This window comes from Streptomyces sp. NPDC048566, assembly GCF_043199735.1.
Lineage (GTDB): Bacteria > Actinomycetota > Actinomycetes > Streptomycetales > Streptomycetaceae > Streptomyces.
In genome coordinates this window covers 303,801-327,112 of record NZ_JBICWL010000003.1, presented here as the reverse complement: position 1 = coordinate 327,112, position 23,312 = coordinate 303,801, and the positions used below count along the sequence as shown (strand labels likewise).

Annotated in this window: 17 protein-coding genes; 9 read left to right on the top strand and 8 right to left on the bottom strand. The window is 73.4% G+C overall.

The features are described 5' to 3' along the window. Positions 1–398: 398 nt before the first annotated feature. Both ACGFS9_RS08255 and mgrA read right to left on the bottom strand, forming a co-directional pair. Entirely contained in the window at positions 399–1,865 is a 1,467-nt protein-coding gene (locus tag ACGFS9_RS08255) for a PepSY-associated TM helix domain-containing protein (protein ID WP_393251533.1), read from the bottom strand. A 256-nt stretch (positions 1,866–2,121) separates the two neighbouring features. Then, positions 2,122–3,171 (bottom strand): L-glyceraldehyde 3-phosphate reductase, encoded by a 1,050-nt coding sequence (mgrA, locus tag ACGFS9_RS08250; RefSeq protein ID WP_393251532.1) that lies wholly within the window; start codon positions 3,169–3,171, stop codon positions 2,122–2,124. Positions 3,172–3,409: 238 nt separating this feature from the next. On the opposite strand from mgrA, the gene ACGFS9_RS08245 reads away from it, so the two are divergent. The 4 genes from ACGFS9_RS08245 (at position 3,410) to ACGFS9_RS08230 (ending at position 5,804) form a co-directional block, all read left to right on the top strand. Continuing rightward, positions 3,410–4,129, top strand: a complete 720-nt coding sequence (locus tag ACGFS9_RS08245) for a DinB family protein (protein ID WP_393251531.1) — start codon at positions 3,410–3,412, stop codon at positions 4,127–4,129. A 90-nt stretch (positions 4,130–4,219) separates the two neighbouring features. Then, positions 4,220–4,837, top strand: coding sequence for a hypothetical protein (locus ACGFS9_RS08240; RefSeq protein ID WP_393251530.1), 618 nt, complete (start codon positions 4,220–4,222; stop codon positions 4,835–4,837). 152 nt (positions 4,838–4,989) lie between these two features. Further along, the gene (locus ACGFS9_RS08235; protein WP_393251529.1) at positions 4,990–5,451 is read left to right on the top strand and encodes a CBS domain-containing protein; all 462 of its coding nucleotides are present in this window, start codon (positions 4,990–4,992) and stop codon (positions 5,449–5,451) included. 146 nt (positions 5,452–5,597) lie between these two features. Next, complete coding sequence (locus tag ACGFS9_RS08230) at positions 5,598–5,804, top strand: hypothetical protein (protein WP_393251528.1); 207 nt, start codon at positions 5,598–5,600, stop codon at positions 5,802–5,804. A 56-nt stretch (positions 5,805–5,860) separates the two neighbouring features. Here the strand turns inward: ACGFS9_RS08230 and ACGFS9_RS08225 are convergent, their stop codons facing one another. Continuing rightward, entirely contained in the window at positions 5,861–7,153 is a 1,293-nt protein-coding gene (locus ACGFS9_RS08225) for an MFS transporter (protein ID WP_393251527.1), read from the bottom strand. Between the two features lie 78 nt (positions 7,154–7,231). On the opposite strand from ACGFS9_RS08225, the gene ACGFS9_RS08220 reads away from it, so the two are divergent. Together ACGFS9_RS08220 and ACGFS9_RS08215 are read left to right on the top strand one after the other, a co-directional pair. Beyond that, positions 7,232–7,792, top strand: coding sequence for a TetR/AcrR family transcriptional regulator (locus ACGFS9_RS08220; protein WP_393251526.1), 561 nt, complete (start codon positions 7,232–7,234; stop codon positions 7,790–7,792). 292 nt (positions 7,793–8,084) lie between these two features. Continuing rightward, on the top strand, positions 8,085–8,456 hold the full coding sequence (locus ACGFS9_RS08215) for a BlaI/MecI/CopY family transcriptional regulator (RefSeq protein ID WP_393251525.1): 372 nt from the start codon (positions 8,085–8,087) through the stop codon (positions 8,454–8,456). Positions 8,457–8,974: 518 nt separating this feature from the next. Here the strand turns inward: ACGFS9_RS08215 and ACGFS9_RS08210 are convergent. From ACGFS9_RS08210 to ACGFS9_RS08200, 3 genes are all read right to left on the bottom strand, one after another. Next, entirely contained in the window at positions 8,975–12,904 is a 3,930-nt protein-coding gene (locus tag ACGFS9_RS08210; protein ID WP_393251524.1) for a ribonuclease E/G, read from the bottom strand. A 260-nt stretch (positions 12,905–13,164) separates the two neighbouring features. Further along, on the bottom strand, positions 13,165–13,953 hold the full coding sequence (locus tag ACGFS9_RS08205; protein WP_393251523.1) for a TIGR03936 family radical SAM-associated protein: 789 nt from the start codon (positions 13,951–13,953) through the stop codon (positions 13,165–13,167). A gap of 48 nt (positions 13,954–14,001) precedes the next feature. Beyond that, on the bottom strand, positions 14,002–15,228 hold the full coding sequence (locus ACGFS9_RS08200; RefSeq protein ID WP_393251522.1) for a hypothetical protein: 1,227 nt from the start codon (positions 15,226–15,228) through the stop codon (positions 14,002–14,004). Between the two features lie 191 nt (positions 15,229–15,419). On the opposite strand from ACGFS9_RS08200, the gene ACGFS9_RS08195 reads away from it, so the two are divergent. Beyond that, positions 15,420–16,109 carry a DUF899 domain-containing protein gene (locus ACGFS9_RS08195; RefSeq protein ID WP_393251521.1) on the top strand — a complete coding sequence of 230 codons (690 nt, stop codon included), beginning with the start codon at positions 15,420–15,422 and terminating at the stop codon, positions 16,107–16,109. A 293-nt stretch (positions 16,110–16,402) separates the two neighbouring features. On the opposite strand, the gene ACGFS9_RS08190 is transcribed toward ACGFS9_RS08195, so the two are convergent. Continuing rightward, positions 16,403–17,482, bottom strand: a complete 1,080-nt coding sequence (locus tag ACGFS9_RS08190) for a MerR family transcriptional regulator (protein ID WP_393251520.1) — start codon at positions 17,480–17,482, stop codon at positions 16,403–16,405. A gap of 496 nt (positions 17,483–17,978) precedes the next feature. Here ACGFS9_RS08190 and ACGFS9_RS08185 point away from each other — a divergent pair, with 496 nt between their 5' ends. Both ACGFS9_RS08185 and ACGFS9_RS08180 read left to right on the top strand, forming a co-directional pair. Next, positions 17,979–19,598 (top strand): recombinase family protein, encoded by a 1,620-nt coding sequence (locus ACGFS9_RS08185; RefSeq protein ID WP_393251519.1) that lies wholly within the window; start codon positions 17,979–17,981, stop codon positions 19,596–19,598. Between the two features lie 800 nt (positions 19,599–20,398). Further along, positions 20,399–20,866: a hypothetical protein gene (locus ACGFS9_RS08180; RefSeq protein ID WP_393251518.1), complete on the top strand. Its 468-nt coding sequence runs from the start codon at positions 20,399–20,401 to the stop codon at positions 20,864–20,866. A gap of 428 nt (positions 20,867–21,294) precedes the next feature. On the opposite strand, the gene ACGFS9_RS08175 is transcribed toward ACGFS9_RS08180, so the two are convergent. Beyond that, positions 21,295–23,265 (bottom strand): TIGR03960 family B12-binding radical SAM protein, encoded by a 1,971-nt coding sequence (locus ACGFS9_RS08175; protein ID WP_393251517.1) that lies wholly within the window; start codon positions 23,263–23,265, stop codon positions 21,295–21,297. Positions 23,266–23,312: the final 47 nt, after the last annotated feature.

Here is a 23,312-nt window from a genome sequence, read left to right as displayed (position 1 = left end):
CGAAAGGGGCATCGAGTTCCGCCCTCGCGTTATGACCTACGTCACATCGGCCGCGGACGTGTCGAGGTCGGCACCGGTCGGATCGGGCCCGGGGTTCCGCTCTCGACGGCCGCCGTGCGAGCGCGTGCCGCGGGCCGGAGAGCGCTCCACGACCCGCCCTGCGCGGTCCGGCGATCCGGCGGCCCCAGCCGGCCGCGCACGGCAGCGGAACGACCTCCGCGACCGTCCCGGCCGTCGCCGCGGCTCGTGCCGGGCCCGGGCCGCCGTCCGGTCGGCGCCCGGACCCGGCCCGGCCGGTGCCTGCCTTGCCCACCGGGTCCGGCGGGGTGCCGGCGCCGGCACCCCGCCGCGCACGCCGCCATGGAGCTCCGGCGCCTCGCGCGGCGCGTCGCGGAGCGTCAGCCGCCCGCCGGAGTCGTCGCGCGCCGGCCGGCCGTGCGCCGGCGGACCGCTCCGGCGAGGAGGTCGACGGCGAGGAACGCGGCCAGCGGGACACCGAACAGAGGCAGCGCCCAGCCGAGCGCCGCTACCGCGGCCCCGCCGAGGAGAAGGGCCCAGGGCGGCACGCCCCGCCAGGCGCCGCGGGCCGGCGGGGCCCCGAACGGCGCACGGCGGTCGGCCCGGGTGGGGCGGCGCAGCCACCACATGCGGTATCCCCACACGATGACGCAGATCAGACCGACCGCGAGGACGGCCAGCAGGATCTGGTTGGCGAGGCCGAACAGCGTGCCCATGTGGACGTTGATGCCCCAGCGGGTCAGCTTGGACAGCAGCGGCCAGTCGGCGAAGTCCACCCGGTCGACCACCCGGCCGGTGGACGGGTCGACGGCCAGGCTGTCGCGGCCGACCGGCCACAGGTTGCGGGTCTGCGAGACCGTCCACGCCGTGCTCGCGTCCCGCGGCACGGCGATCTCGACCGGCCCGTCCAGTCGGGCGCGCCGGGCCGCGCCGAGGACCTCGTCGACATCCGCGGGGTCGACGCGGCCGGCCGCGTGACCGGTCGCGCCGCCTTCGCCGTGTGTGTGGCCGCCGGCCGCGCCTCCCGGCGCACCGGACAGCGCGGTGGACACGCCGGGAGTGCCGGACCGCAGCGCGTCCAGTGCCTGCGAGAAGTGTTCGCCCGCGAAGCGCGACCAGGTCAGGCCGGTCGCGGAGAGGGCCAGCAGGCCGACCGCGAGCCAGACGCCGGTCACGGCGTGCAGGCTCCGGGTACGCCGTACGCCCTTCCTCGCCGAGCGGTCGGGGACCAGAAGGCGCCGCGCGGTCCGGCTGCCGCGCTGCCTGCGCCACCACAGGGCGAGCCCGCCCAGCACCAGTACCCACAGCCAACTGGCGGCGAACTCCGAGTAGAAGCGTCCGGCCGTGCCCAGGTGCAGGTTGCGGTGGAGGTCGTCGAGCCAGGTCGTCAGCGGAGTGCTGCCGTACCAGGTGGTCAGCGTGCCCGTGACCCGGCCCGTGTACGGGTCGACGTAGACCGTGTGGGCCCGCTCGCCCAGTTCGGGCAGCGCGAAGTCCACCTGCGTGGTCGTGTCGCCGTGGCCCGGGCGGACGGCGGTCAGGGTGCCCGTGGGATGCGCGGCCCGTGCGGCGGCGATCTGCCCGGCCAGCGGCCCGGGCTCGTCGCCGGCGCGGGCGACGGTCAGCTCCTTGCCGTAGGCCCACGCGTCGAGCTGCGGTGTGAAGGTGTAGAGCAGGCCCGTCACGGCGGCGACGAGCAGGAACGGAGCCACCAGGACACCGGCGTAGAAGTGCAGCCGCACCAGCATCGCGCCGATGCCCGTCCGCGGTGGCACCGGCCGCGGCGGGCGCCCGGGTCCGGTGGTGCCCGCCTCGGGCAGGTCGGGTATGTCGGAACGGACGGACATCCGGGAACCTCGCTCTGTCGGCGGCGCCATCGGGCGCCGTCAGCCTGCAGGGCAGGGCGGTGCCCGCCGGAGACCCGACGCCGCCCGGCACCGCCCGCTGTTCGGCCGGTGCCCCCAGGCAGTCGTCCGCAGGCGCTCCGGGGTTCCCGCACCGGTGCACCTTTCTGCTCCCGCCGGATTACCGTCACCCGGCCGACGCGCCGGTGCCCCCGTACGCACGGGGTACGGGGGCACCGGGGAGGGCGGAACGCGCGGGTCAGCTGCCGAGGGTGCCCTGGCGGGCGTCGCTCCACAGGTCGACACCGAAACTGCCCGCGGTCAGCGCGTCGATCTCGGCCAGTTCCTCCGCCGAGAAGTCGAGGTGGTCGAGCGCGGCGACGTTCTGCTCCAGCTGCTCGGTCCGGGAGGCGCCGATCACCAGGGAGGTGACCCGCTCGTCGCGCAGGGCCCAGGCGAGTGCCATCTGGGCGAGGCTCTGGCCGCGCCGGCCGGCGATGTCGTTCAGTGCCCGCAGTCGGCGCAGGGTCTCCTCGGAGAGCCATCCGGTGTCGAAGGACTTGTCCTGGGCGGCGCGCGAGTCCTGCGGGACGCCGTCGAGGTAGCGGCCGGTGAGGAGCCCCTGGGCGAGCGCGGTGAAGCCGATGACACCGAAGCCCTCGTCGGCCGCGGCGTCGAGGAGGCCGTCGGTCTCGATCCACCGGTTGAGCATGTTGTAGGAGGGCTGGTGGATCAGCAGCGGCGTCCCCAGTTCCCGAAGGATCGCGGCCGCCTGACGGCTGCGCTCGGCGTCGTAGGAGGAGATGCCGACGTAGAGCGCCTTGCCCTGGCGGACCGCCGTGTCCAGGGCGGTCATCGTCTCCTCCAGCGGCGTGGTGGGGTCCAGCCGGTGGGAGTAGAAGATGTCGACGTAGTCCAGGCCCATCCGGCTCAGGGACTGGTCGAGCGAGGCGAGCACGTACTTGCGGGAGCCGCCTCCCTGGCCGTACGGGCCGGGCCACATGTCCCAGCCGGCCTTCGTGGAGACGACGAGTTCGTCGCGGTAGGGCTTGAGGTCCTGCCGCATCAGCCGGCCGAAGTTGATCTCCGCCGAGCCGTAGGGAGGGCCGTAGTTGTTCGCCAGGTCGTGGTGCGTGATCCCGAGGTCGAAGGCGCGCAGGGCGATCTCGCGCTGCGTCTCGAACGGCTTGTCGTCGCCGAAGTTGTGCCAGTAGCCGAGGGACAGCAGCGGAAGGTCGAGTCCGGATCGGCCGGTGCGCCGGTAACGCATCGGACCGTCGTAGCGCTTGGGGTCGGGCAGGTGGCTCATGGTGTGTTCTCCGCCGGCGACAGGTGTCCGCCCCTTTCGCTGGTCGAAGGGGGCATGACGTCACTCTGCGCCGCCCGTGCGGCGAAGTCCAACCGCCGGCCGCGCTGCCATTCAGCGGCGCGGGTCATGAATCGGGGCGGCCTGCGGACCGGAATCGGGTCGCGCGGCCGCCGCGTCGACCGCTACCTTCCGCACGACCGGTGGAACACGGGGGACACGACCGCGGGAGGGGCCGGGAATGGGACACGAGGGCACGCGCGCGGATCGCCTGGGCCTGTTGCTGGAGCAGTTCGACAAGGCCCGCGAGGCGGCCCGGGTGCGGCTGGCCGGACTCGGCGACGAGGAGTACCTGTGGGAGCCGGCACCGGCGTGCTGGTCGCTCCGGCCCCGTGCCGAGGCGACGACGCCCCGGGCGTTCGGTCCGGGCGCCTGGGTGATGGACCTGGGAGCCGCGGACATTCCGGCGAGCGAGTACGCGGAGGTCGCCCGGCAGGCGGCGGAGGGCATGACGGTCGAGAAGATCGCCGCGGACTGGAGCGTGGGGGTCGAGCGCGTACGCGAGGTGCTCGCCCACACGGGTGAGCCGGAGCCCGACGAGACGCCCGTGACGACCATCGCCTGGCGCATCGCCCATCTGCACTTCCACTTCCGGGGCAGTTGGGAGTGGACGTTCGGCGAGCGGCGCCGCGAGCCCAGGGAGCTGGTCGACTTCACGCCCTCCGCGGCCCTCGCGCTGGAGCGGTTCTGGGACCTGATCGACCGCTGGCGCGCGAGCGTGGCCACCGTCACCGAGGAGCAGCTCGACACGGTCGGTTTCTCGCAGTACCCCTACGGCTCGGACCCGGACGACCCCTACGTCGCCGTCCTGGCCGGAGCCAACCTCGAATTCATCCACCACATGGCGGAGATCGCGCTGCTCCGCGACCTGTGGCGGGTGCGTCCGGCGGCCGCCCGGTAGACCGGACACGCGGGTACCCCGCGTGCCCGGCGCCCGACATCACCCGTCCGGCGGTGCTGAGCGCGGCCTCCTGCCTGGAATCCATCCGGCATGCGGCTCCCCTCACGCACGACCCCGCCCACGGACCCGGCCCCGGCTTCCGCAGACCTGCCCGGCGGCTCCCCGCCGGACGGCTCTCGCCCCGCTCCGGACGGTCTCCTGTCGCTGGAGGCCCGCCTGGAGGCGGCCGAACGGCTCATGGAGGTCCGCCTCGCGGTGGCGGCGGTGGCCTACGAGGTGAACACGGCGCACATCGAGACGGAGCGGGCCGAGGGAGGGAGCGTCGGCACGGCGCCCCTCGACTGGGCCGGGATCACGGTCCCCCCGTCCGCTCCGGCCGGCCCCGCCGACGTCTCCGGTCCCCGCGCGACGCCGGTGGCGGCGCTCCTGCACCGGGCCGCGGAGCGGATGAGGGACGCGGGATGGTGCGCGGGGGCGCTGGTGGACGAGAACGGGGCCCTGTGTTCGCAGGGTGCGATCCGCCGGGAGTCCGGCGGGGACCGGCGTCTGGAGGCGCGGGCGATGGACCTGCTGCTGGAGGCGATCCGGCGGCGGTTCGGCCCCTCGGTGCCATCGGTCCCCGCCTTCAACGACGCGTGGGCCGACGGCCGCGAACCGCTGCGGATGATGGAGCGGGCGAGTGTCCTGGCGGACGCGCGCGGCATCTGAACGAACCTGGCGGGAGGGGGAGTTCATCGTCGCGCCGGTGGATTCCACGCGTCCGGCGCGGGCGGCGGGTGGCCGCGCGCACGGGAGCGCCGGCGCAGCCCGGGTACACGAGGGGGGCAGTGATCGACCGAGCCGAAGGAGCCGGAACGCCGATGCGAACCGAGAGATCCGACGTCAGGGTGAGCGACCGCGTGAGGGACGCGATGGTGCGCGACGTGATGACCGGTCCCCCGCGGTCGGTCTCCCCCCTCACCCCGGTCGCCGAGGTCGCCCGCCTCATGCGCGACGAGGGCATCGGCGCCGTGCTCGTCGTCGAGCACGGGCGGCTGCGCGGGGTGGTGACCGACCGGGACCTGGTGGTCCGGGTGATGTGCGGCGGCGGCGACATCGACCGGGTGACGGCGGCTCAGGCATGCAGCGACGTCCTGGTGACCGTCTCCCCCGACGACGACCTCGACCGTGCGGTGGCCCTGATGCGCCAGCGCGCGGTCCGGCGTATCCCCGTCGTCGACGACGGCCTCCCGGTCGGCATCGTCACCCTCGGGGACATCGCCGTCGAGAGCGAACCCGGCTCGGTCCTCTCCGTCATCAGCAACGCCGCGCCCAACGGATGACGGTGCCGCCGCCGGCCGCACGCGGTGCCCGGTGCGGCGTCCGGGCCCCGCGCCGCGCCGGTCACGAAACCTCCACGGAACGCCGCCACTGATCATGACGGGGCCGGGGCACCCGCCGTTCTACGTCGATCGAAGGGGGGACGGTGGTGACCGTGGTCGCTCTCCTGTTGCTGCCCGCCCAAGGAGTCCTGCTCTACGCGATGGACCGTCTGGAGGACCGGTTCCTCACCGCTCAGGACCCGCCCGGCCGCCCGGCTCGGCACGCGCGCCCCCGGCATCTGCGCCTGGTCCGGGGCGCCGCGTCGGACACGTCGGGGTCCGGCGCGGGCGAACGGCGGGCCGAGGCGGCCTGACACCCGCCGAGCCGGGCGGGTGCCGGATCCCGCGTCGCCGGACGGCTGCGGCCGGGTCACGCCTGGGGGCAGGTGCGCGGAGCCGCGGCGCGGCGGGCCGCCGTGCGCTGGGCCAGGAGTCCCTGGGCGAGCAGGGCGAGGGCGGACAGGACGGCGACCGTCGCGGCGTACACGACCGCGGTCTCGTGGAGTCCCGCGTGCGTGACGGCGATTCCGGCGATCACGGCGGGCACGCTGAAGGACACGTACGAGATCACGAAGGCCACGGAGAGCAGCTCCCCGCGCTCGGCGGGGGCGGCTATGCGGGCCAGGGTGCCGAAGCCGGCGAGGGCCGAGGCGCCGAAGCCGACGCCGGCGATGACGGTGCCCAGCGCCGCCAGGACCAGCACGTGGTCCTCGACTCCCGCGAGGGCGACGGCGGTGCCCGCCAGCAGGAGGCTGGCGCCGACGGCCAGGGTGCGGCCGACGGGCCAGCCGCGCAGGGTGAGCGCCGTCAGGGACGCCGGCACCGTCAGGAGCGTGACCACGAGCCCGCCGACGACGTGGCTGGTGAGTCCGAACAGTCCGGCGGCCACCGAGGGTCCGAGGGAGAGGTAGAGGCCGCCGAGCGCCCAGCTCGCCACGAGGATCGGCACCAGGCCGAGCAGATCGGCCCGCAGGTGGGAGGCGACCCTGAGGCGCGGCTGGAGCGACCGGACGGCTCCGGGACGGCGCAGCGAGGTCTCGGGGAGCGCCGCGAGCACGCCGCCGGCGACGACGAGGCCGGCCAGCAGCAGCGCGTACACCAGGCGGGTGGGGTGCGGACCGTACTCGACGAGGAATCCGCAGCCCAGGGCTCCCAGTCCGAGGCCGAAGGTGGGTGCGGCGCCGGTGACGACGCCGGCCCGGTGGGGCGCGTGGGCGGGGTTGAGGTCGCCCAGTGCGGCGCCGAGGGCGGTCATGGCCGCACCGGTGGCGATCCCCTGGACCAGCCGCGCGGCCATCAGAACGCCGACGTCCTGCGCGGTGAGGAACAGGATCATCGACCCGGCTTCGAGGGCGACGGCGGACAGCAGGACCGGTCGGCGGCCGAGGTGGTCGGACAGGGCGCCCAGGACCAGGAGGGCCGCGATCATGCCCAGGACGTAGACGGCGAAGACGGTGGTGAGCGTAGTGGCGGAGAAGTGCCATTCCTGCTGGTAGACGACGTAGAGCGGGGAGGGCGCGCTGGATGCGGCCAGGAACAGGACGAAGACGACGGCCAGGGCGGCGAAGGCTGCCGGACGGCCGAGTTCGCGCCGTCGTCCACCGGGCGGCGTATCGACGGCGGACGGGGAGGTCGTGCTCTGGGGCGGGGCGGAACCGGGCATGGGAGCTCTCTCCAAACGCAGCGATCAATGCGTTAACGACGCTAGCACTAACGCAGCGATCAGTGCGATAATTCCGTCATGGTTGACGCTCCAGCACAGGTACGCCCCGGCGGCCGCTCCGCCAAGGTGCGGGCCGCCGTCCACCGCGCCGTGGCCGAACTGCTCGCCGAGCAGCCCGCCGAGGCACTGACGATCCCCGCCGTCGCCGCCCGGGCGGGCGTGCACGCCACGACCGTCTACCGCCGCTGGGGTTCGGCCGCGCAGCTCCTCGGCGACGTCGCCACGAGCAGGTTCAGCGGCGACGTGGTCGTGCCGGACTCCGGCTCGCTCGGCGGCGACCTGGAGCGGTGGATGGAGGACGTGGCGACCGACCTCACCGACCCGGACACCCTCGCGCTGATGCGCGCCACGATCGGCTCCGGCCCTGAGGGCGGCTGCGCCTGCACGGCCGACCGGCACGCGCAGCTGAGCGCCATCATCGAGCGGGAACGCGCGCGGGGTGGCGCCGCGCCGGACGTCGAGAGCGCGGTGGACGCACTGCTCGGCCCCCTGTACTACCGGGCGATCTTCAGCGACCGCCCCGCGTCGCCCGACTGGGCCCGACGGCTCGTGGCCACCTTCCTGACGACTGCCGCCTGACGCCGGACCCCGCGCTCGCGTCGGGCACTGCCGCCGCCGGACGCCGCCAGGGTCGGAGCGGGTGATCCGGCACTCGGCGCCTGGGCAGTCGGGCCGGGCCCGGCCGCAGGACACCGGAGCCGGGTGCCGGTCACCCCGGAGGCGCGAGCGATCGGCGGGGCCGCGCACCGCCGGTCCCCCGCCGTGCACGGCCGGCCGGCCGGCCTCCCCTCCGGCCGGTCGCGCCCCGGGGCGACCGTCTACCATTCTGTAGTCGGCACCCCTGGCACCGAGGACGGGAAGGAACGCGGCGATGACGGACTCCGACGGCGAGCGCAGGCCGGCGGGCGAGCTGGAGACCAGCGTCCTCGCCGCCCTGTGGGCCGCGGGCAAACCCCTGTCCGCCGCCCAGGTCAGGACGGCGATACCCCAGTCACTGGCGCGTACGACGGTCGCCACCCTGCTCGTGCGCCTGCACGAGAAGGGCGCGGTGGGACGCAGCCCCGCCGCGCGCGGCTACCTCTACTTCCCCGTCGCCGACTCGCACGGCCTCACCGCCCGGCGGATGCACCGCGAACTGGACCAGGACGGCGACCGCAGCCTGGCCCTGGCCCGCTTCGTCGAACGGCTGAGCCCGGACGACGAGGCGGAGCTGCGGCGGCTGCTGGACGGAGGCGGCCGGTGATCGCGCTCCTGCTGATCCCCCTCGTCCTGCCGTTCGCCCTGCCGCTGCCGGCCCGGCGCCTGGTCGACCGGGTGCGGCCGGAAACGGCCCTGTGGGCCCTCACCTCGGTCTCCGCCGCCCTGGCCGTGGGCGTGCTGGCATGCCTGGGGGTACTGCTTCTCCCCGCCGCCCTCGCCGTGCCGGCCCTGGCCGGCCTGGCCCATCTCGTCCACCCCTTCGACGCGGGACCGGCGGGTCCCGTGCTGGGCGTCTCCGTGCTGGCCGGCGGCGCGCTCGCCGTCACCTGCGCCACCGTCGTGCGGCGCGCCCGGTCGGAACTGCGGCGGCTGCACGCCGCCCGTCGGGGAGTCGCCGGCATTCCGGCGGCCGGCGGCCTCTGCGTCGTCGAGGACCCCCGCCCCGACGCCTACGCGCTGCCCGGGGGCCGTCGCGACGCGGGGCGCATCGTGGTCACCACGGGCATGCTGCGTGGGGGGCCCCCCCCGGGGGGCCCCCCCCACACCAGGTCAGAGGCTGTTTCAGCCCTCGTCGGCCGAAGCCGTGACGGTCGGAGCGGTCTGCTCCGCGGCCACGGTCTTCTTGGCCGTGGACTTGGCGGCCGTCTTCTTGGCCGTCGTCTTCTTGGCCGTCGTGGTCTTCTTCGCGGCCGTCTTCTTGGCCGCCGCGGTCTTCTTGGCGGCGGTCTTCTTGGCGGGCGCCTTCTTCGCCGTCTTGCGCGCCGTCTTCTTGGCGGCCGGCGCCTCGGCGTCGGCCTCGGCGGCCTCCGCCACGGGAGCCTCGGCCGCCACCGGCTCGTCGACCGGCTCCCCGGCGGCCGACGGGACGACCGTGACGGCCGCCTCCGCGGACGCCGTGGGCGCGGTCGCCTTGCGGACGGCGCGGCGGCGCGGACGGGCCGGAGCGGCGGTCTCCGCCACCGGCTCGGGGGCGGGCGCGGCGTCGGCCTCGGGCGCCGGGGCGGTCCCGGCGGAGTCCGCGACGGCGACCGTGACCACGGTCTCCTCGGCCTCCTTCGGCGCACCGGCCGGAGCCGAGACCTTCCGGGTCGCCCGGCGACGCGTACGGCCCTTGGGCGCGGCGTCCTCCTCCGCGGCGGCGGCCACCGGGGCCGCCTCCGCCTCGGCGGGCGCCTCGACGACCGGCTGCTCGGCGGCGGGCGCCTCGACGACCGGGTCCTCGACCGCGGCCGGCTCGGCCTCCGCGGCCTCACGGGACCGGGCGGCGGCGCGCTCGGCCCGCTCCTCGCGGCGGCTGCGGGGAGCGCGCTCCTCGGCCTTCGGCGCACCGGCGGGAGCCGAGGCGCGCCGGGTGGCCCGGCGGCGCGAACGGCCCCGGCCCGCGGCGGCCTCCGCCTCGGCGACGCTGCCGTACAGCTCCTCGTCCGGCTGGAACTCCGGCTCGGCGAGCGCGACCGGCGCGGCGGCCTCGGCGGCCACCTCGGCCTCGCTCTCCGCGGGCTCCTCGGCGCTCTCGTGCGTGTCGTGGTCGTGGTCGTGCTCGTGGACCTGCTCGGCACCACCCCGGCCGCGCTTCTTGCGCTTGCCGCCGCCACCGACGGAGGCCGGCTGCTCCATGTGCACGATGACACCGCGGCCGTTGCAGTGGACGCAGGTCTCGGAGAACGACTCCAGCAGTCCCTGGCCGACCCGCTTGCGGGTCATCTGGACCAGACCCAGCGAGGTCACCTCGGCGACCTGGTGCTTCGTACGGTCGCGGCCCAGGCACTCCAGCAGGCGGCGCAGGACCAGGTCCCGGTTGGACTCCAGGACCATGTCGATGAAGTCGATGACGACGATGCCGCCCAGGTCGCGCAGCCGCAGCTGGCGCACGATCTCCTCGGCCGCCTCCAGGTTGTTCCTGGTCACGGTCTCTTCGAGGTTGCCGCCCTGGCCGGTGAACTTGCCGGTGTTGACGTCGACGACGACCATCGCCTCGGTCTTGTCGATCACCAGCGAACCGCCGCTCGGCAGCCAGACCTTGCGGTCCAGCGCCTTCATGAGCTGCTCGTCGATCCGGTAGGTCGCGAAGACGTCGACCTCGGAGGACCACTTCGACAGCCGGTCGGTGAGGTCGGGCGCCACGTGCGCGACGTAGCCGTGGATGGTGTCCCACGCCTCGTCGCCGCTGACGATGACCTTGGAGAAGTCCTCGTTGAAGATGTCGCGGACGACCCGGACGGTCATGTCCGGCTCTCCGTAGAGCAGCGTCGGGGCGTTGCCGCTCTTGGCCTTCTTGCGGATGTCCTCCCACTGCGCCTGGAGCCGCTCGACGTCGCGGCGCAGCTCGTCCTCGCTGGCGCCCTCCGCGGCGGTGCGCACGATGACGCCCGCGTCCTCGGGGACGATCTTCTTGAGGATGGTCTTCAGCCGCGCCCGCTCGGTGTCGGGCAGCTTGCGGCTGATGCCGGTCATGGAGCCCTCGGGCACGTACACGAGGTAGCGGCCGGGAAGCGAGACCTGGCTGGTCAGACGGGCGCCCTTGTGGCCGATGGGGTCCTTGGTGACCTGCACGAGGACCGACTGGCCGGACTTGAGGGCGGACTCGATGCGGCGCGGCCCGCCCGACATGCCGAGCGCCTCGAAGTTGACCTCGCCGGCGTAGAGCACGGCGTTGCGGCCCTTGCCGATGTCGATGAAGGCGGCCTCCATCGACGGCAGCACGTTCTGGACCTTGCCCAGGTAGACGTTGCCGACGTACGAGGTCGACTGCTCCTTGTTGACGTAGTGCTCGACGAGCACGTCGTCCTCGAGGACGCCGATCTGGGTGCGCTCGCCGCTCTGGCGGACGACCATCACGCGCTCGACGGCCTCGCGGCGGGCCAGGAACTCGGCCTCGGTGATGATCGGGACGCGGCGGCGGCCCTGCTCGCGGCCCTCGCGGCGGCGCTGCTTCTTCGCCTCCAGGCGGGTCGAGCCCTTGATGGACTGGACCTCGTCCGACGCGTCGCCGTGCCGCTCGTCCTTCCTGCCGCGCGGCTCGCGGACCTTGACGACGGTGCGCTCGGGGTCGTTCTCGCCCGTCTCGCCGTCACCGCCGGAGTCACCGGCACGGCGGCGACGACGGCGACGACGGCGGCTGCTGCTGGAGCCGCCGGACTCGCCGCGCTCGTTGTCGCCGGACTCCTCGGAGTCCTCCTCGACCTGCTCGGCGGTGTCCTCGGCGTCCTGCGCGGCCTGCTCGGCCGCGGCGTCGTCCTCGTCGGCGGAGTCGTGGTCGGCGTCGGCGGACTCGCCGCGGCGACGGCGACGGCCACCGCGACGGCGGCGGCGGCGCGAGCCCGCGGACTCCTCGTCGCCGTCGTCACCCTCCGCGTCGTCGGCGGCGTCCTCGGCGTCCTCGGTGGACGCCGAGTCCTCGGCGGGCGCCTGGATCTCCTCGGCGGCGGGCGCCGGCTCGTCCTCGGCGGCGCGGCGACGGCGGCGGCGACGGCCGCCGGTGGGCTCCTCGACGGCCTCGGCCGGCTCGGGCGCCTCGGTGGCTGCGGCGGCCTCGGTGCTCGCGCCGGCCGCCTCGGCGGCGGCAGCGGCGGCGGCCCGCTCCGGCGTCTGGAACATGGGCTCGGTGAACACCGGCGCCTGGAACACGGCGACGGCAGGCCGGCCCGGGCGGCGCCCGGAGTCCTCGGTCCCCTTGGGCGCGGGGGCCGAGAAGCCGCCGGCGGCCTTGCGGGTGGCGCGGCGGCGTCCCCGGCGCGGGCCGGTGTCCTCCGCGGGCGCGGTGTCGGCCTGCGCGGCCTCGGCCCGCTCCGGCTCCGGCTCGGCGGGCTTGTCCGCGACGGTCGCGGGGGCTTCGGCACGCTCGTCGGCGGCCTCGCCCTCGGGGGTGCCGGCCGGGGCGGAGGCCCGCCGGGCGGCACGACGACGGGTGGCGCGCCGCGGGGCGGCGTCCTCGGCGGGGGTGCCGCCGTCGGCGGCCGGCTCGGCCTGCTCGGCGGCGGGCTCGGCGGGGGCCACGGCCTCGGCGGTGTCGGCGGGCGCCGCGGCGGGGGCGGTGACCCGGCGGGTGGCGCGGCGGCGGGGGCGGCCGGAGGGAGCCGGCTCCTCGGCGGCGGCCGGGGGCTGCGCCGCCTCGGCGGGCGCGGCGTCGGCGACCGGGAGCACGGTCTCGGCGGCCTCCTCGGCCACCGGAGCGGCGGCGGGCGCGGAGACCCGGCGGGTGGCGCGGCGGCGCGCACGCGGCGGCGCCGCGTCCTCGGTGCCGGGCGTCTCGGCCGCGGGGGCCTGGGCGGCCTCGGCGGCCTCGGTGGGGTCGTCCGCGACGCGTTCGGCGGACGCGACGGCCGGTATGGCCGGCGCGGTGGTCTCGGCCGCGGCCTCGGAGGCGGCGGTCGGCGGACCGGCGGGGCGCGACGCGGCCCGGCGGCGGCGCCGCGGCGGCAGGGTGTCGCTGGGGGTGGTGTTGTCCTCGGAGCCCGTGGTGGGCTCGGCGGGTTCGGTCGGCTCGAGCATGCGGGTGGATCTCCCGTCAGGCTCCCGGGCGCCGCGCCTGGCCCGGCTGTGCCGGTGACGTCCGCGGCTCGCGCGATGCGCGGTGCCGCCGTCCGGGGCGCGGGCGCCGCACGGGAGCTCTCTGTGTCCTGTCTCGCCGGTTCCGTACGCCATGTGTGCGTACGGCCTGGCGAAAGTCTTGTGGTGGGTGCGCTGCCCGACCCAGGTGGCTCCCGGATACGAGGGCGGCGCTACGACGTGCGTCCTTACGCGGGACTTCCCTACGCCGACGCCTTCGCGGCGGCGGTTGCGGCGGCCCCGGTGCGATCGGCTGGGGCGGCTGCGACCGCCTCGCGGTCGGGCGCGAGCGGGTCGGTCACCGTGCCGGTCTCTTCATCGAACAGCCCCTGCGCCAGCCTGGTCACCGCTGCGGCGACCGGCGGCGCCAGGTCGGCCACGGCGCGAAGACCGGACAGGACGTCGTCGGGTCGAACGGCAGGCGTCACGTGCCGAACAACCAGCCGCAGTATCGCACAGGGCTGGTCGCTCGGCCTATCAGCCCGGGCGTCGTGCGTCCCGGGGACGGCCGCGAGGTCCGCGACCGCACTCCGGGCGTCGAACGTCCGTACGCCGTTCTTGGTCTTCCTGCTGACCTCGACGGTGTCCGCGGCCGTGAACGCCGCGACCGCACGCTCCGCCTCGGCCGGCGCCACGCCGTCCAGCCGCAGCTCCCACACGGAAGCGGTGAGCCGGTCGGCGAGACCCGACGTACGGGCCTCGACCGCCTCGACGATGTCGAGGCCCGAGGGCATCGACTCGTCCAGGAGCAGCCGCAGCTCCTCGGGGTCGCGGGCCGCGGTGAGCGCGATCTCCAGATACTCCGCCTCGCTGCCCGTGCCGGTGGGTGCGGCATTGGCGTACGACACCTTGGGGTGCGGCGTGAACCCCGCCGAGTACGCCATGGGTACGGCGGCTCGGCGCAGGGCGCGCTCGAAAGCGCGCTGGAAGTCACGGTGGCTGGTGAACCGGAGGCGGCCGCGCTTGGTGTAGCGCAGTCGGACGCGCTGCACCGCGGGTGCGGGAGGCGGGCCTTCGGGCTGTCGCTTGCCCAGTGTCGTTCAGTCCTTCGTGAGAGCGGTCGTACTGCTACCTAGAGTACGTGTCCCGACGGCCATCGGTTCCCGCGGACCGGCCCGACCGGTCGTCCCGGGTCCTGCGGCCGACGGCCCGCGCGGGGCCGTCGGCGACAGCTCCTCCGCGGACGGCCGGGTCCGGCCGGGCGCGCCGAGGAGCAGACGACGCAGGTCGGCGCGCGCCTGGCGGGCGCCCTCGCGGGCCGCCGCCAGCGCCTGGCGCGTGGCCCGCCCGGCCGCGCGCACCGCTTCCGCGGCGGGCACCAGCACCAGGTCGCGGACCCCGTGGCCGAGCGGGGTCAGGACCGTCCGGTAGGCCCAGCGGGCCGGATCGGCCACGGTCCACCGCAGCACCCGCGCGAGGAACCGCCCGACGGCCAGGGAGAGGTGCCCGGCGACCCGCCACGCGTGCCCGAGGGCGTCCGCGACCTCCCGGCCGACGACGCCGAAGAGGCGGCCCGCCGGGACGAGCACTCGCTGCCACAGCGCGAGGGCCGGCGCCACCAGCAGCAGGCGGGCCGTCCAGGCCAGCGCCGCGACGATACCGAGCAGGACCGCGCCCAGGCCCCGCCCCAGCCAGGTGAGCAGCAGGACGACCGCCCGGCCGACGGGAGTGAGGACCCGGGCGTACAGCAGGCGGACCGGCCCGACCACCAGGTGCAGCACCAGCCAGGCGACGGCCGCCCACACCGCGCCGCCGACGGCGGCCGACACCTGCGCGACGCCCCGCGCCAGCGCGGCGACGGCGCGGCCGACGGGGACGAGCAGCCGGGTGGACAGCCAGTTCAGCAAGGCCACGACCGCGGCGGCGAGCCGGGCCGACGCCTCCACGACCCGGGCGCCGCACCAGACCAGCACGCGGCCGACCGGGGTCAGGACCGCGCGGTACAGCCACAGCGCCGGCGCGACGATCAGCACCCGGCCGAGCCAGGCCGCCACACGACCGGCCGGCACGAGGCCGTACCGCCACAGGGCCACCCACGGCAGGACGAACAGCGCCCGCGCCAGCCACCCGAGCGCCCGCCCCAGCGGGCGCAGCAGGACGTCCCGGACGACCCGCCCGCCGGCGACGCAGCCGTCCCACACCATCCGCAGCGGCACGACCAGCACGAACACCACGATCCGCACCGGGACACGGATCGCCACCACCAGGCAGCCCTCGGGCGCCCCCCGCTCCGCGACCGGCCCCGCGGACGTCTTCACCAGCTCCATACCTCTCCGGACGCCTCCACCGCCCCGCGGGATGACTCCTCCCGCGATCGTGACCGTTCCGTGCCCCGACCGGGCGATCCGGCCCCGCCGTCCGGCCCCCGCCACCCGGACCCGGGCGGACCGATGAGTCGGCGCCCTTCGAGGAGTCCTTACGGCACGGACCGGAAAACCGAAACCGCTGTGAGGGACGCATGAACGCAACTCCACCCGTCGTCGACACCGCCACCTGGCAGGACCGGCTGGCGGCGCTCCGGGCACGCGAGAAGGCCGCGACGCGCGAACTGGACGCCATCGCGGCCGAACGCCGCCGCCTGCCCATGGTCGAGATGCCCGCCTACACGCTGGAGGGCGAGAACGGCCCGCTCCCCCTCGCGGACGTCTTCGACGGCAGACGCCAGCTGATCACCTACCACCACATGTGGTCCGCCGGCCGGGAGTGGCAGTGCCCGGGCTGCACGGGGTTCACCTCCCAGTACACCCGCCTGGAGTTCCTCGACGCCTACGACGCCCGCTTCGTCGTCGTCACCCAGGGCCCCATCGGCGAAGCCCTCGCCTACAAGAAGCGGGTCGGCAACCGGATGCCCTGGTACTCCACGGCCGGCAGCCCCTTCGGCGCGGACGTCGGAGCACCCCGGGACGGCGGCTACGCGGTCAACGTGTTCCTGCGCGACGGCGACACCGTCTACCGCACCTGGCACACCGACGGCCGCGGCACGGAGCAGCTGAGCCACACCTTCGGCCTCGTCGACCTCCTGCCGTACGGCCGCCAGGAGGAGTGGCAGGACTCTCCGGAAGGCTGGCCGCAGTCCCCCACCTACAGCCGCTGGGCCTCCTCCAAGGACATCGCGGCGGCCTACGGCCCCCACACGCCGGACGCCTGACACCGGCTCACCCTCCCCGGAGGCACGCACGCGCCCGCGGAGGTCCGGGGGTCCACCCCTGCCGGGCCTCCGACGGCGCGCGCGGGCGAGCGGCCGGTGCCGACGCCGGCGACCGCAACCGGAGCCGCAGCCGCAGCCGCAGCCGCAGCCGAACGACGGGGCCCGGCGCGCTTACCCGCACGACGGGACCAGCGCCCGGCACCGGCCGCCCTCCCCTCGCACCGGCGCCGCGCCTGCCCGAGCGGGAGCGCCACCGCCCGGCCCGCGGCTCCCCGAGCCCCCCGCAGCCCCTCTCAGTCCTCCAGACGGACCGGCATCAGGAGCGAGACGCTCTCCTCGTCGTCGGGCCGGCGCATCGCGATCGGCGCCGTGGAAGCGCCCAGTTCCAGAATCAGCCGGTCCCGGTCGGCGGCGGCCAGCGCCTCCAGCAGGAACCCGCGGTTGACCGCCACCCGGTCCGGGCCCTCGTCGCCCTCGGCGCAGACCGCCACGGTGCCGTCCTCCGCCGCCCTGAGCACGCTCAACTCCGGCGTCCCGGCCTCCCCTGAACGGACCGGACCGGTCTCCAGGGCCGCGCGGAAGGCGGCCACCTCGACGAGCCGGCGGTCGGCACCGGACGCGGGAAGGAGCCGGCGGTAGTCGGGAAAGCCGTGGTCGAGGCACTGGCCGGCCGCCTGCCCGCCACCGGCCTCCAGGGTCACGCGGTCGCCCTCCACGGACAGGCCGACGGACCCCTCGCCCTCCGAGAGCGCCCGCATCGCGTCGACCAGCGGAGCCGGCACGACCACCTGCCGACGGTCCCCCTCGTGCCCGGCGACACCGGCCCGGGCGACCGCCATCCGATACCGGTCGGTGGCCACGACCCGGAGCGTCTCGCCCTCGACGTCGAACAGGACCCCGCCCAGCACGGGCAACTCCGGGTCGGTACTCACCGCGAACCGGACGGCGTCCAGCGCGGCCGCCAACTCGGGCGCGGCGACGGTCATCCGGACGGGGGCGGGGCGGAGCGAGGTCATGGCGTTCTCCCTGTGATCGAGTAGCGCATCGAGTGCGGAGAACTCGCCGCGGGCACCGGACAGCCCCTGTTCCAGCCGGCGCAGGTGCGCCGCGCACAGCTTCCGGACGAGATCGGTGTCGGCGCCGGACCAACTCGCCAGCACCAGCCGGATGTCCGCGAGCGGCATCCCGGCGCGGCGCAGCCGCGCCAGCACCCGGGCCTCCTCGAACTGCCCGGCGCCGTACCAGCGATAGCCGCTCACCGGATCCACCCAGGCCGGGACCAGCACGCCCACCCGGTCGTAGAACCGCAGGGCACTCACCCCGAGCCCGCTCTCGCGGGCCATGTCACCGATGCTGCGCAACTCGTTCTCCACGCCCGGCACACTGCCCCCTGAACAAGGTCGAGGGTCAACTCCCGATCACCGGGTCGACCCGGCGCTCCCCCGCGCGCCGCGCCCTGCCGGCACCGGGCGCGCACCGCGGAGCCCGTCCGGTCGGGCCGGGGAAGGGCGCGGTGGGCCGCGGCACGGCGCACAGCCCGCGGCGGCCTGGGACGGACTCCCGAGCCGGTGCCACGCCCAGGCAACCGCGCAGGACGGTCGGGGGTCCGGGCGCCGGCGATCGCCTGCGCCCGGAGGCCACGGACACGGCCGGAGCGGCGCCCCGGCCACCCCGGGGCGTCACAGCAGGGACACCGGCGTCACCGCCGGAGCCCCGATCCCCTCAGTGGCTGTGCCCGCTCGCGGCAGGCGTCGGACCCGCGTTCTCCACCGTCACCGGCAGCAGCTTCCTGCCGGTGGGGCCGATCTGGATGCTGGTGTCCATCTGCGGCTATATGCCAACAAGCCCTAAACCGCTACCGTGCTGGTCATGGCGAAGCGAACGAGGACGCGCACCGCAACTGACCGCAGCCAGTACTCAGTTGAGGCCGAGTGGACGACAGCAGACTTAGCCCTGCTACGAGAGCTGAAGAAGGCTGAAGCTCACTTACCCGACGACGCCCCACGAGCCCTGTTGTCTGTACGGCTGTCTGTGCTCACCGACGACACCACGTCACCCGTCCGCCAGGAGCTCGATCTCCGGAAACTGGCCCTGGACCGCGGCTGCCGAGTCGTAGGCGTGGCCAGTGATCTCAACGTGTCGGCGATGAAGGTTCCGCCGTGGAAGCGCAAGGAGCTCGGGGACTGGCTCAACAACCGGGCGCCGGAGTTCGACGAGATCCTTTTCTGGAAGCTGGACCGCTTCGTACGTCGCCTGACCGACCTCAGCACCATGATCGACTGGTGTCTGAAGTACGGGAAGAACCTCGTCTCCAAGAACGACTCGATCGACCTGACCACCACCGCCGGGAAGATCATGATCACGATCATCGGCGGCATCGCCGAGATCGAGGCGACCAACACGAGCACCCGCGTCGCAAGCCTCTGGGACTACACGAAGACCCAGAGCGACTGGCTAGTGGGCAAGCCCGCGTACGGATACGAGACCGCGGAGACCGAAGATGGCAGGGTCACGCTCGTCATCGACAAGGACGCGCATCGAGCACTGCACTGGTGCCATGACGCAGCACTACGGCCCAAGCCCGCTTCCGCCCGCCGCATGGTCAAAGTCCTCGTACGAGCTGGCTACTGCGGGCCGGGACTGACTACCTCGACGCTGCTCCGCCGCCTCAGGAACCCGGCGCTCATGGGCTACCGCGTAGAAGAGGACAAGAACGGTGGCGTACGCCGCTCGAAGATGATCCTCGGCGACGATGCCCAGCCCATCCGCGTGGCCGACGCGATCTTCAGCGAGGAGCAGTTCAAGAGCCTTCAGGAGGCCCTGGACCGCCGGTCGAGGAACCAGCCCACCAGACAACCCGGCGGCGCGACGAAGTTCCTGGGAGTGCTGTTCTGCCACGACTGCGGCTCGAACATGATCGTGCAATTGACCCGGGTCAAAGGGCGGTCGTACTCCTACCTACGCTGCGGCAAGTGCAAGGCCGGCGGTCATGGCGCCCCCAACCCCGAGGAGATCTACAGCAAGCTCGTGGACGACGTCCTGAGAGTCCTTGGGGACGAGCCGGTCATGACACGCGAGTACCGGCAGGGTGCCGAGGCCCGAAAGGAGCTACAGCACCTGGAAGAGGCCACCAACTACTACATGACTGGGCTGGAGCCCGGGGGACGCTTCACGAAGACGCGCTTCACCAAGGAGAAGGCCGAGAAGACGCTGGACGGCCTCATCAAGCAACTGGAGGCCATCGACCCGGAGTCGACACAGGACCGGTGGGTCGCCGTGCACAACGGCAAGACGTTCCGCAGCCGCTGGGAGGAAGGCGGCATGGAGGCCATGGCCGCCGATCTGCTCCGGGTGGGCGTCAAGTGCGAGATCACGAGGAGCAAGGCCCAGGGCGTACGCGCTCCGCACATCCGCATGAAGCTCATGATCCCGAAGGACGTACGGGACCGCCTGATACTCAAGGAAGACGACTTCGCCGAGGCCTTCTGACTCCGCCATGAAGCCTCCGTACCAGCCGGAGCCGATACGGAGGTTCTTCACGACCTGCCCGATCGCTTCAATTCATCACGCAGAGCGCGGAACGATCGAATGGCCTTGATTGCCTTCTGTGACAGTGCCGGCACCTGGTCGAACACATAGCCCAGCAGGGATACGCATCCAGCGACCACGGCTACGGCAGCTGCCACCCACCCGGCAGCGTCCATGTGGGGGCCTTTCGAAAGCTGGGTTGTCGGCTGCTATTGATGCTTGCCAGCTGCCACGGGGGAGCTGCTGGCAAGCACGCCCCCTGAGCCGACTACCGAAACCTCGATGCCCTCGGACTGGGTGGGATTCAGGCGGCTACGGCCTGAGCACAACGGTGGATCTCTCGAACGAAGTTCACCGCCGATCACCCTCACCTCTTCCCTGAGATGAACGGCAAGGAAGCCGTGTGCGCGAGCGCTACCCGCCTAGCGAGATCAGCAACCTCGGCACTTCAGGGCGTGACACTGCGACTGAGTTCGGTCCGGTCTCAAGCAGCGGGCGACCTCGTCCCCAAGTCCTCACGAGAACCACGATGCGGGGTCCAACGGCTCTTCCGTTCCGTCTCATCAGTGTTCGAGTCCATTGGGTCGGAGCGCTTGTGACCGCCAGAGGCAGCAACTCCGGGCGCCGACTGAGCAAGCCCCCGGCCCTTGGGCGGTACCCGGCGGGTGCTCGACGCGAAGACGGCATGTTGTAGCCTCAGCGCGCTGACCAGCGGGGCAGTCCCAGAACCGGTCCCGATGCTGGCCCTTCGGAGGGGTGACGTGATCAAGCGAGTACAGAAGATTTCCGGGGCGACCTTGGCGGCAATCGTCGTCTTGTCCGCGTGTAGTGGTACCAAGCTCAAGGAAGTGACGTCCTCCCCGAGGCCGACATCGAGCTCCAGCAGCGAGGCCAGCACGCCCAAGCCTCGGAAGGACAGCGGCAAGGCTGATGCCGCGCTCACCGATAGCTGGGATTCCTCTGGCGCGTCCATGAGCTCGGACGCCGAAGGCATAGTCGTACTCCACATCGATGGTCCGCGGGTCGAACTGATCGGGTCTCACCGCTGTCAAGGCAAGGTGGCCAAGGAAGACGGGCTGAACGTCATCAGGCTCAAATGCGATGACGGCAACACCGACCGAACTGTTGGACGGGTGTACGGGCTCTCGGCGAAGACCATGACCGTTGACTGGGAGGGATTCGGGGCCGACATGTTCCGGCGCGCTACGCACGCAACTGGTTCGGCCTGAACTGACGAGTCAAGCCGTCGGTCCGCGGATTCGCTCCCCGGCGAACAGCAACGAGCTCCCCTTCCCTGTCAGCAAGGGGAGCTCGCAGGGTCGTACATGTCACGCAGAAGCCGATCCGGTCCTCAGACCCGCTCCACCTCGGTCCGTGGGGTTACTCGGCCACGAACCTCAACGAGCTCCCTTCCCGTTCAGGAAAGAGAGCTCGCAGAGTCGTACACGTCGCGCGGAAGCCAATCCGGGCTCAGACCCACTCCACCTCAGAAACGATGTGCAACGAGGCCTCAGGGCCCGGCAGGGGCGTCCGGAGGGGTATTGGCGGCGTCGGCGAGCGAGGGGGCGAGGCGCCGGCCGCGGACAGTGCAGCCGTTACCTCGTCATCGCTCGCTCCCGCCAGCGCCTCCATCACCCGATCGAGTGGCCCGCTCACGTCAGTGAGAGTGACCGCTCGATGCCGGCGTCGGACCCGCGTTCTTGACCGTCAGAGGCAGCAACTTCTTGCCGGTCGGGCCGATTTGTATGGCCGTGTCCATCTGCGGGCACACGCCGCAGTCGAAGCACGGAGTCCAGCGGCAGTCCTCGACCTCCGTCTCGTCGAGGGCGTCCTGCCAGTCCTCCCAGAGCCAGTCCTTGTCCAGGCCGGAGTCCAGGTGGTCCCAGGGCAGGACCTCCTCGTAGGAGCGCTCGCGGGTCGTGTACCAGTCGAGGTCCACTCCGAAGCCGGGCAGCGTCTTGTCGGCGCAGCGCATCCAGCGCTCGTAGGAGAAGTGCTCGCGCCAGCCGTCGAAGCGTCCGCCGTCCTCGTAGACCGCGCGGATGACCGAGCCGATGCGGCGGTCGCCGCGGGACAGCAGGCCCTCGACGATGCCCGGCTTGCCGTCGTGGTAGCGAAAGCCGATCGAGCGGCCGTACTTCTTGTCGCCGCGGATCTTGTCGCGGAGCTTCTCCAGGCGGGCGTCCGTGTCCTCGGCGGAGAGCTGCGGGGCCCACTGGAAGGGCGTGTGCGGCTTGGGGACGAAGCCGCCGATCGAGACGGTGCAGCGGATGTCGTTCTGGCCGGAGACCTTGCGGCCCTCGGCGATCACGTTCATCGCCATGTCGGCGATCTGGAGGACGTCCTCGTCCGTCTCGGTGGGCAGGCCGCACATGAAGTACAGCTTCACCTGGCGCCAGCCGTTGCCGTAGGCGGTGGAGACGGTCCGGATGAGGTCCTCTTCCGAGACCATCTTGTTGATGACCTTGCGCATGCGCTCGGAGCCGCCCTCGGGGGCGAAGGTGAGGCCCGAGCGGCGGCCGTTGCGGGTCAGCTCGTTGGCGAGGTCGACGTTGAAGGCGTCCACGCGGGTGGAGGGCAGGGAGAGACCGATCTTGTCCTCCTCGTACCGGTCCGCCAGGCCCTTGGCGATGTCGCCGATCTCGGTGTGGTCGGCGGAGGACAGGGAGAGCAGGCCGACCTCCTCGAAGCCGGTCGCCTTGAGGCCCTTGTCCACCATCTCGCCGATTCCGGTGATGGACCGCTCGCGCACCGGGCGGGTGATCATGCCCGCCTGGCAGAAGCGGCAGCCGCGGGTGCAGCCGCGGAAGATCTCCACCGACATGCGCTCGTGGACGGTCTCGGCGAGGGGGACCAGCGGCTGCTTGGGGTAGGGCCACTCGTCGAGGTCCATGACGGTGTGCTTGGAGACCCGCCACGGCACGCCCGACCTGTTGGGCACGACGCGCGCGATGCGGCCGTCGGGCAGGTACTCGACGTCGTAGAACGCCGGGATGTAGACGTTGCCGGTCCGGGCCAGGCGGAAGAGGACCTCCTCGCGGCCGCCGGGGCGGCCCTCCGCCTTCCAGGCGCGGATGATCTCGGTCATGTCGAGCACGGCCTGCTCGCCGTCGCCGATGACGGCGGCGTCGATGAAGTCGGCGATCGGCTCGGGGTTGAACGCGGCGTGCCCGCCGGCCAGCACGATCGGGTCGTCGAGTGTGCGGTCCTTCGACTCCAGCGGGATGCCGGCGAGGTCGAGGGCGGCGAGCATGTTGGTGTAGCCCAGCTCGGTGGAGAAGGACAGGCCGAACACGTCGAAGGCCTTCACCGGGCGGTGGCTGTCCACCGTGAACTGGGGGACCCGGTGCTCGCGCATCAGCGCCTCCAGGTCGGGCCAGACGCTGTAGGTGCGCTCGGCGAGGACGCCCTCGCGTTCGTTCAGGACCTCGTAGAGGATCATGACGCCCTGGTTGGGGAGGCCGACCTCGTAGGCGTCGGGGTACATCAGTGCCCAGCGGACGTCGCAGTCCTCCCACGGCTTCACCGTGGAGTTGAGCTCTCCGCCGACGTACTGAATGGGCTTCTGCACATGCGGGAGCAGGGCTTCGAGCTGTGGGAAGACCGACACAGCGGTTTCGGCAGACATCTCGCGAACCTTCGTGAGCCGACAGGGGTGACCATCCAGCGTAACGC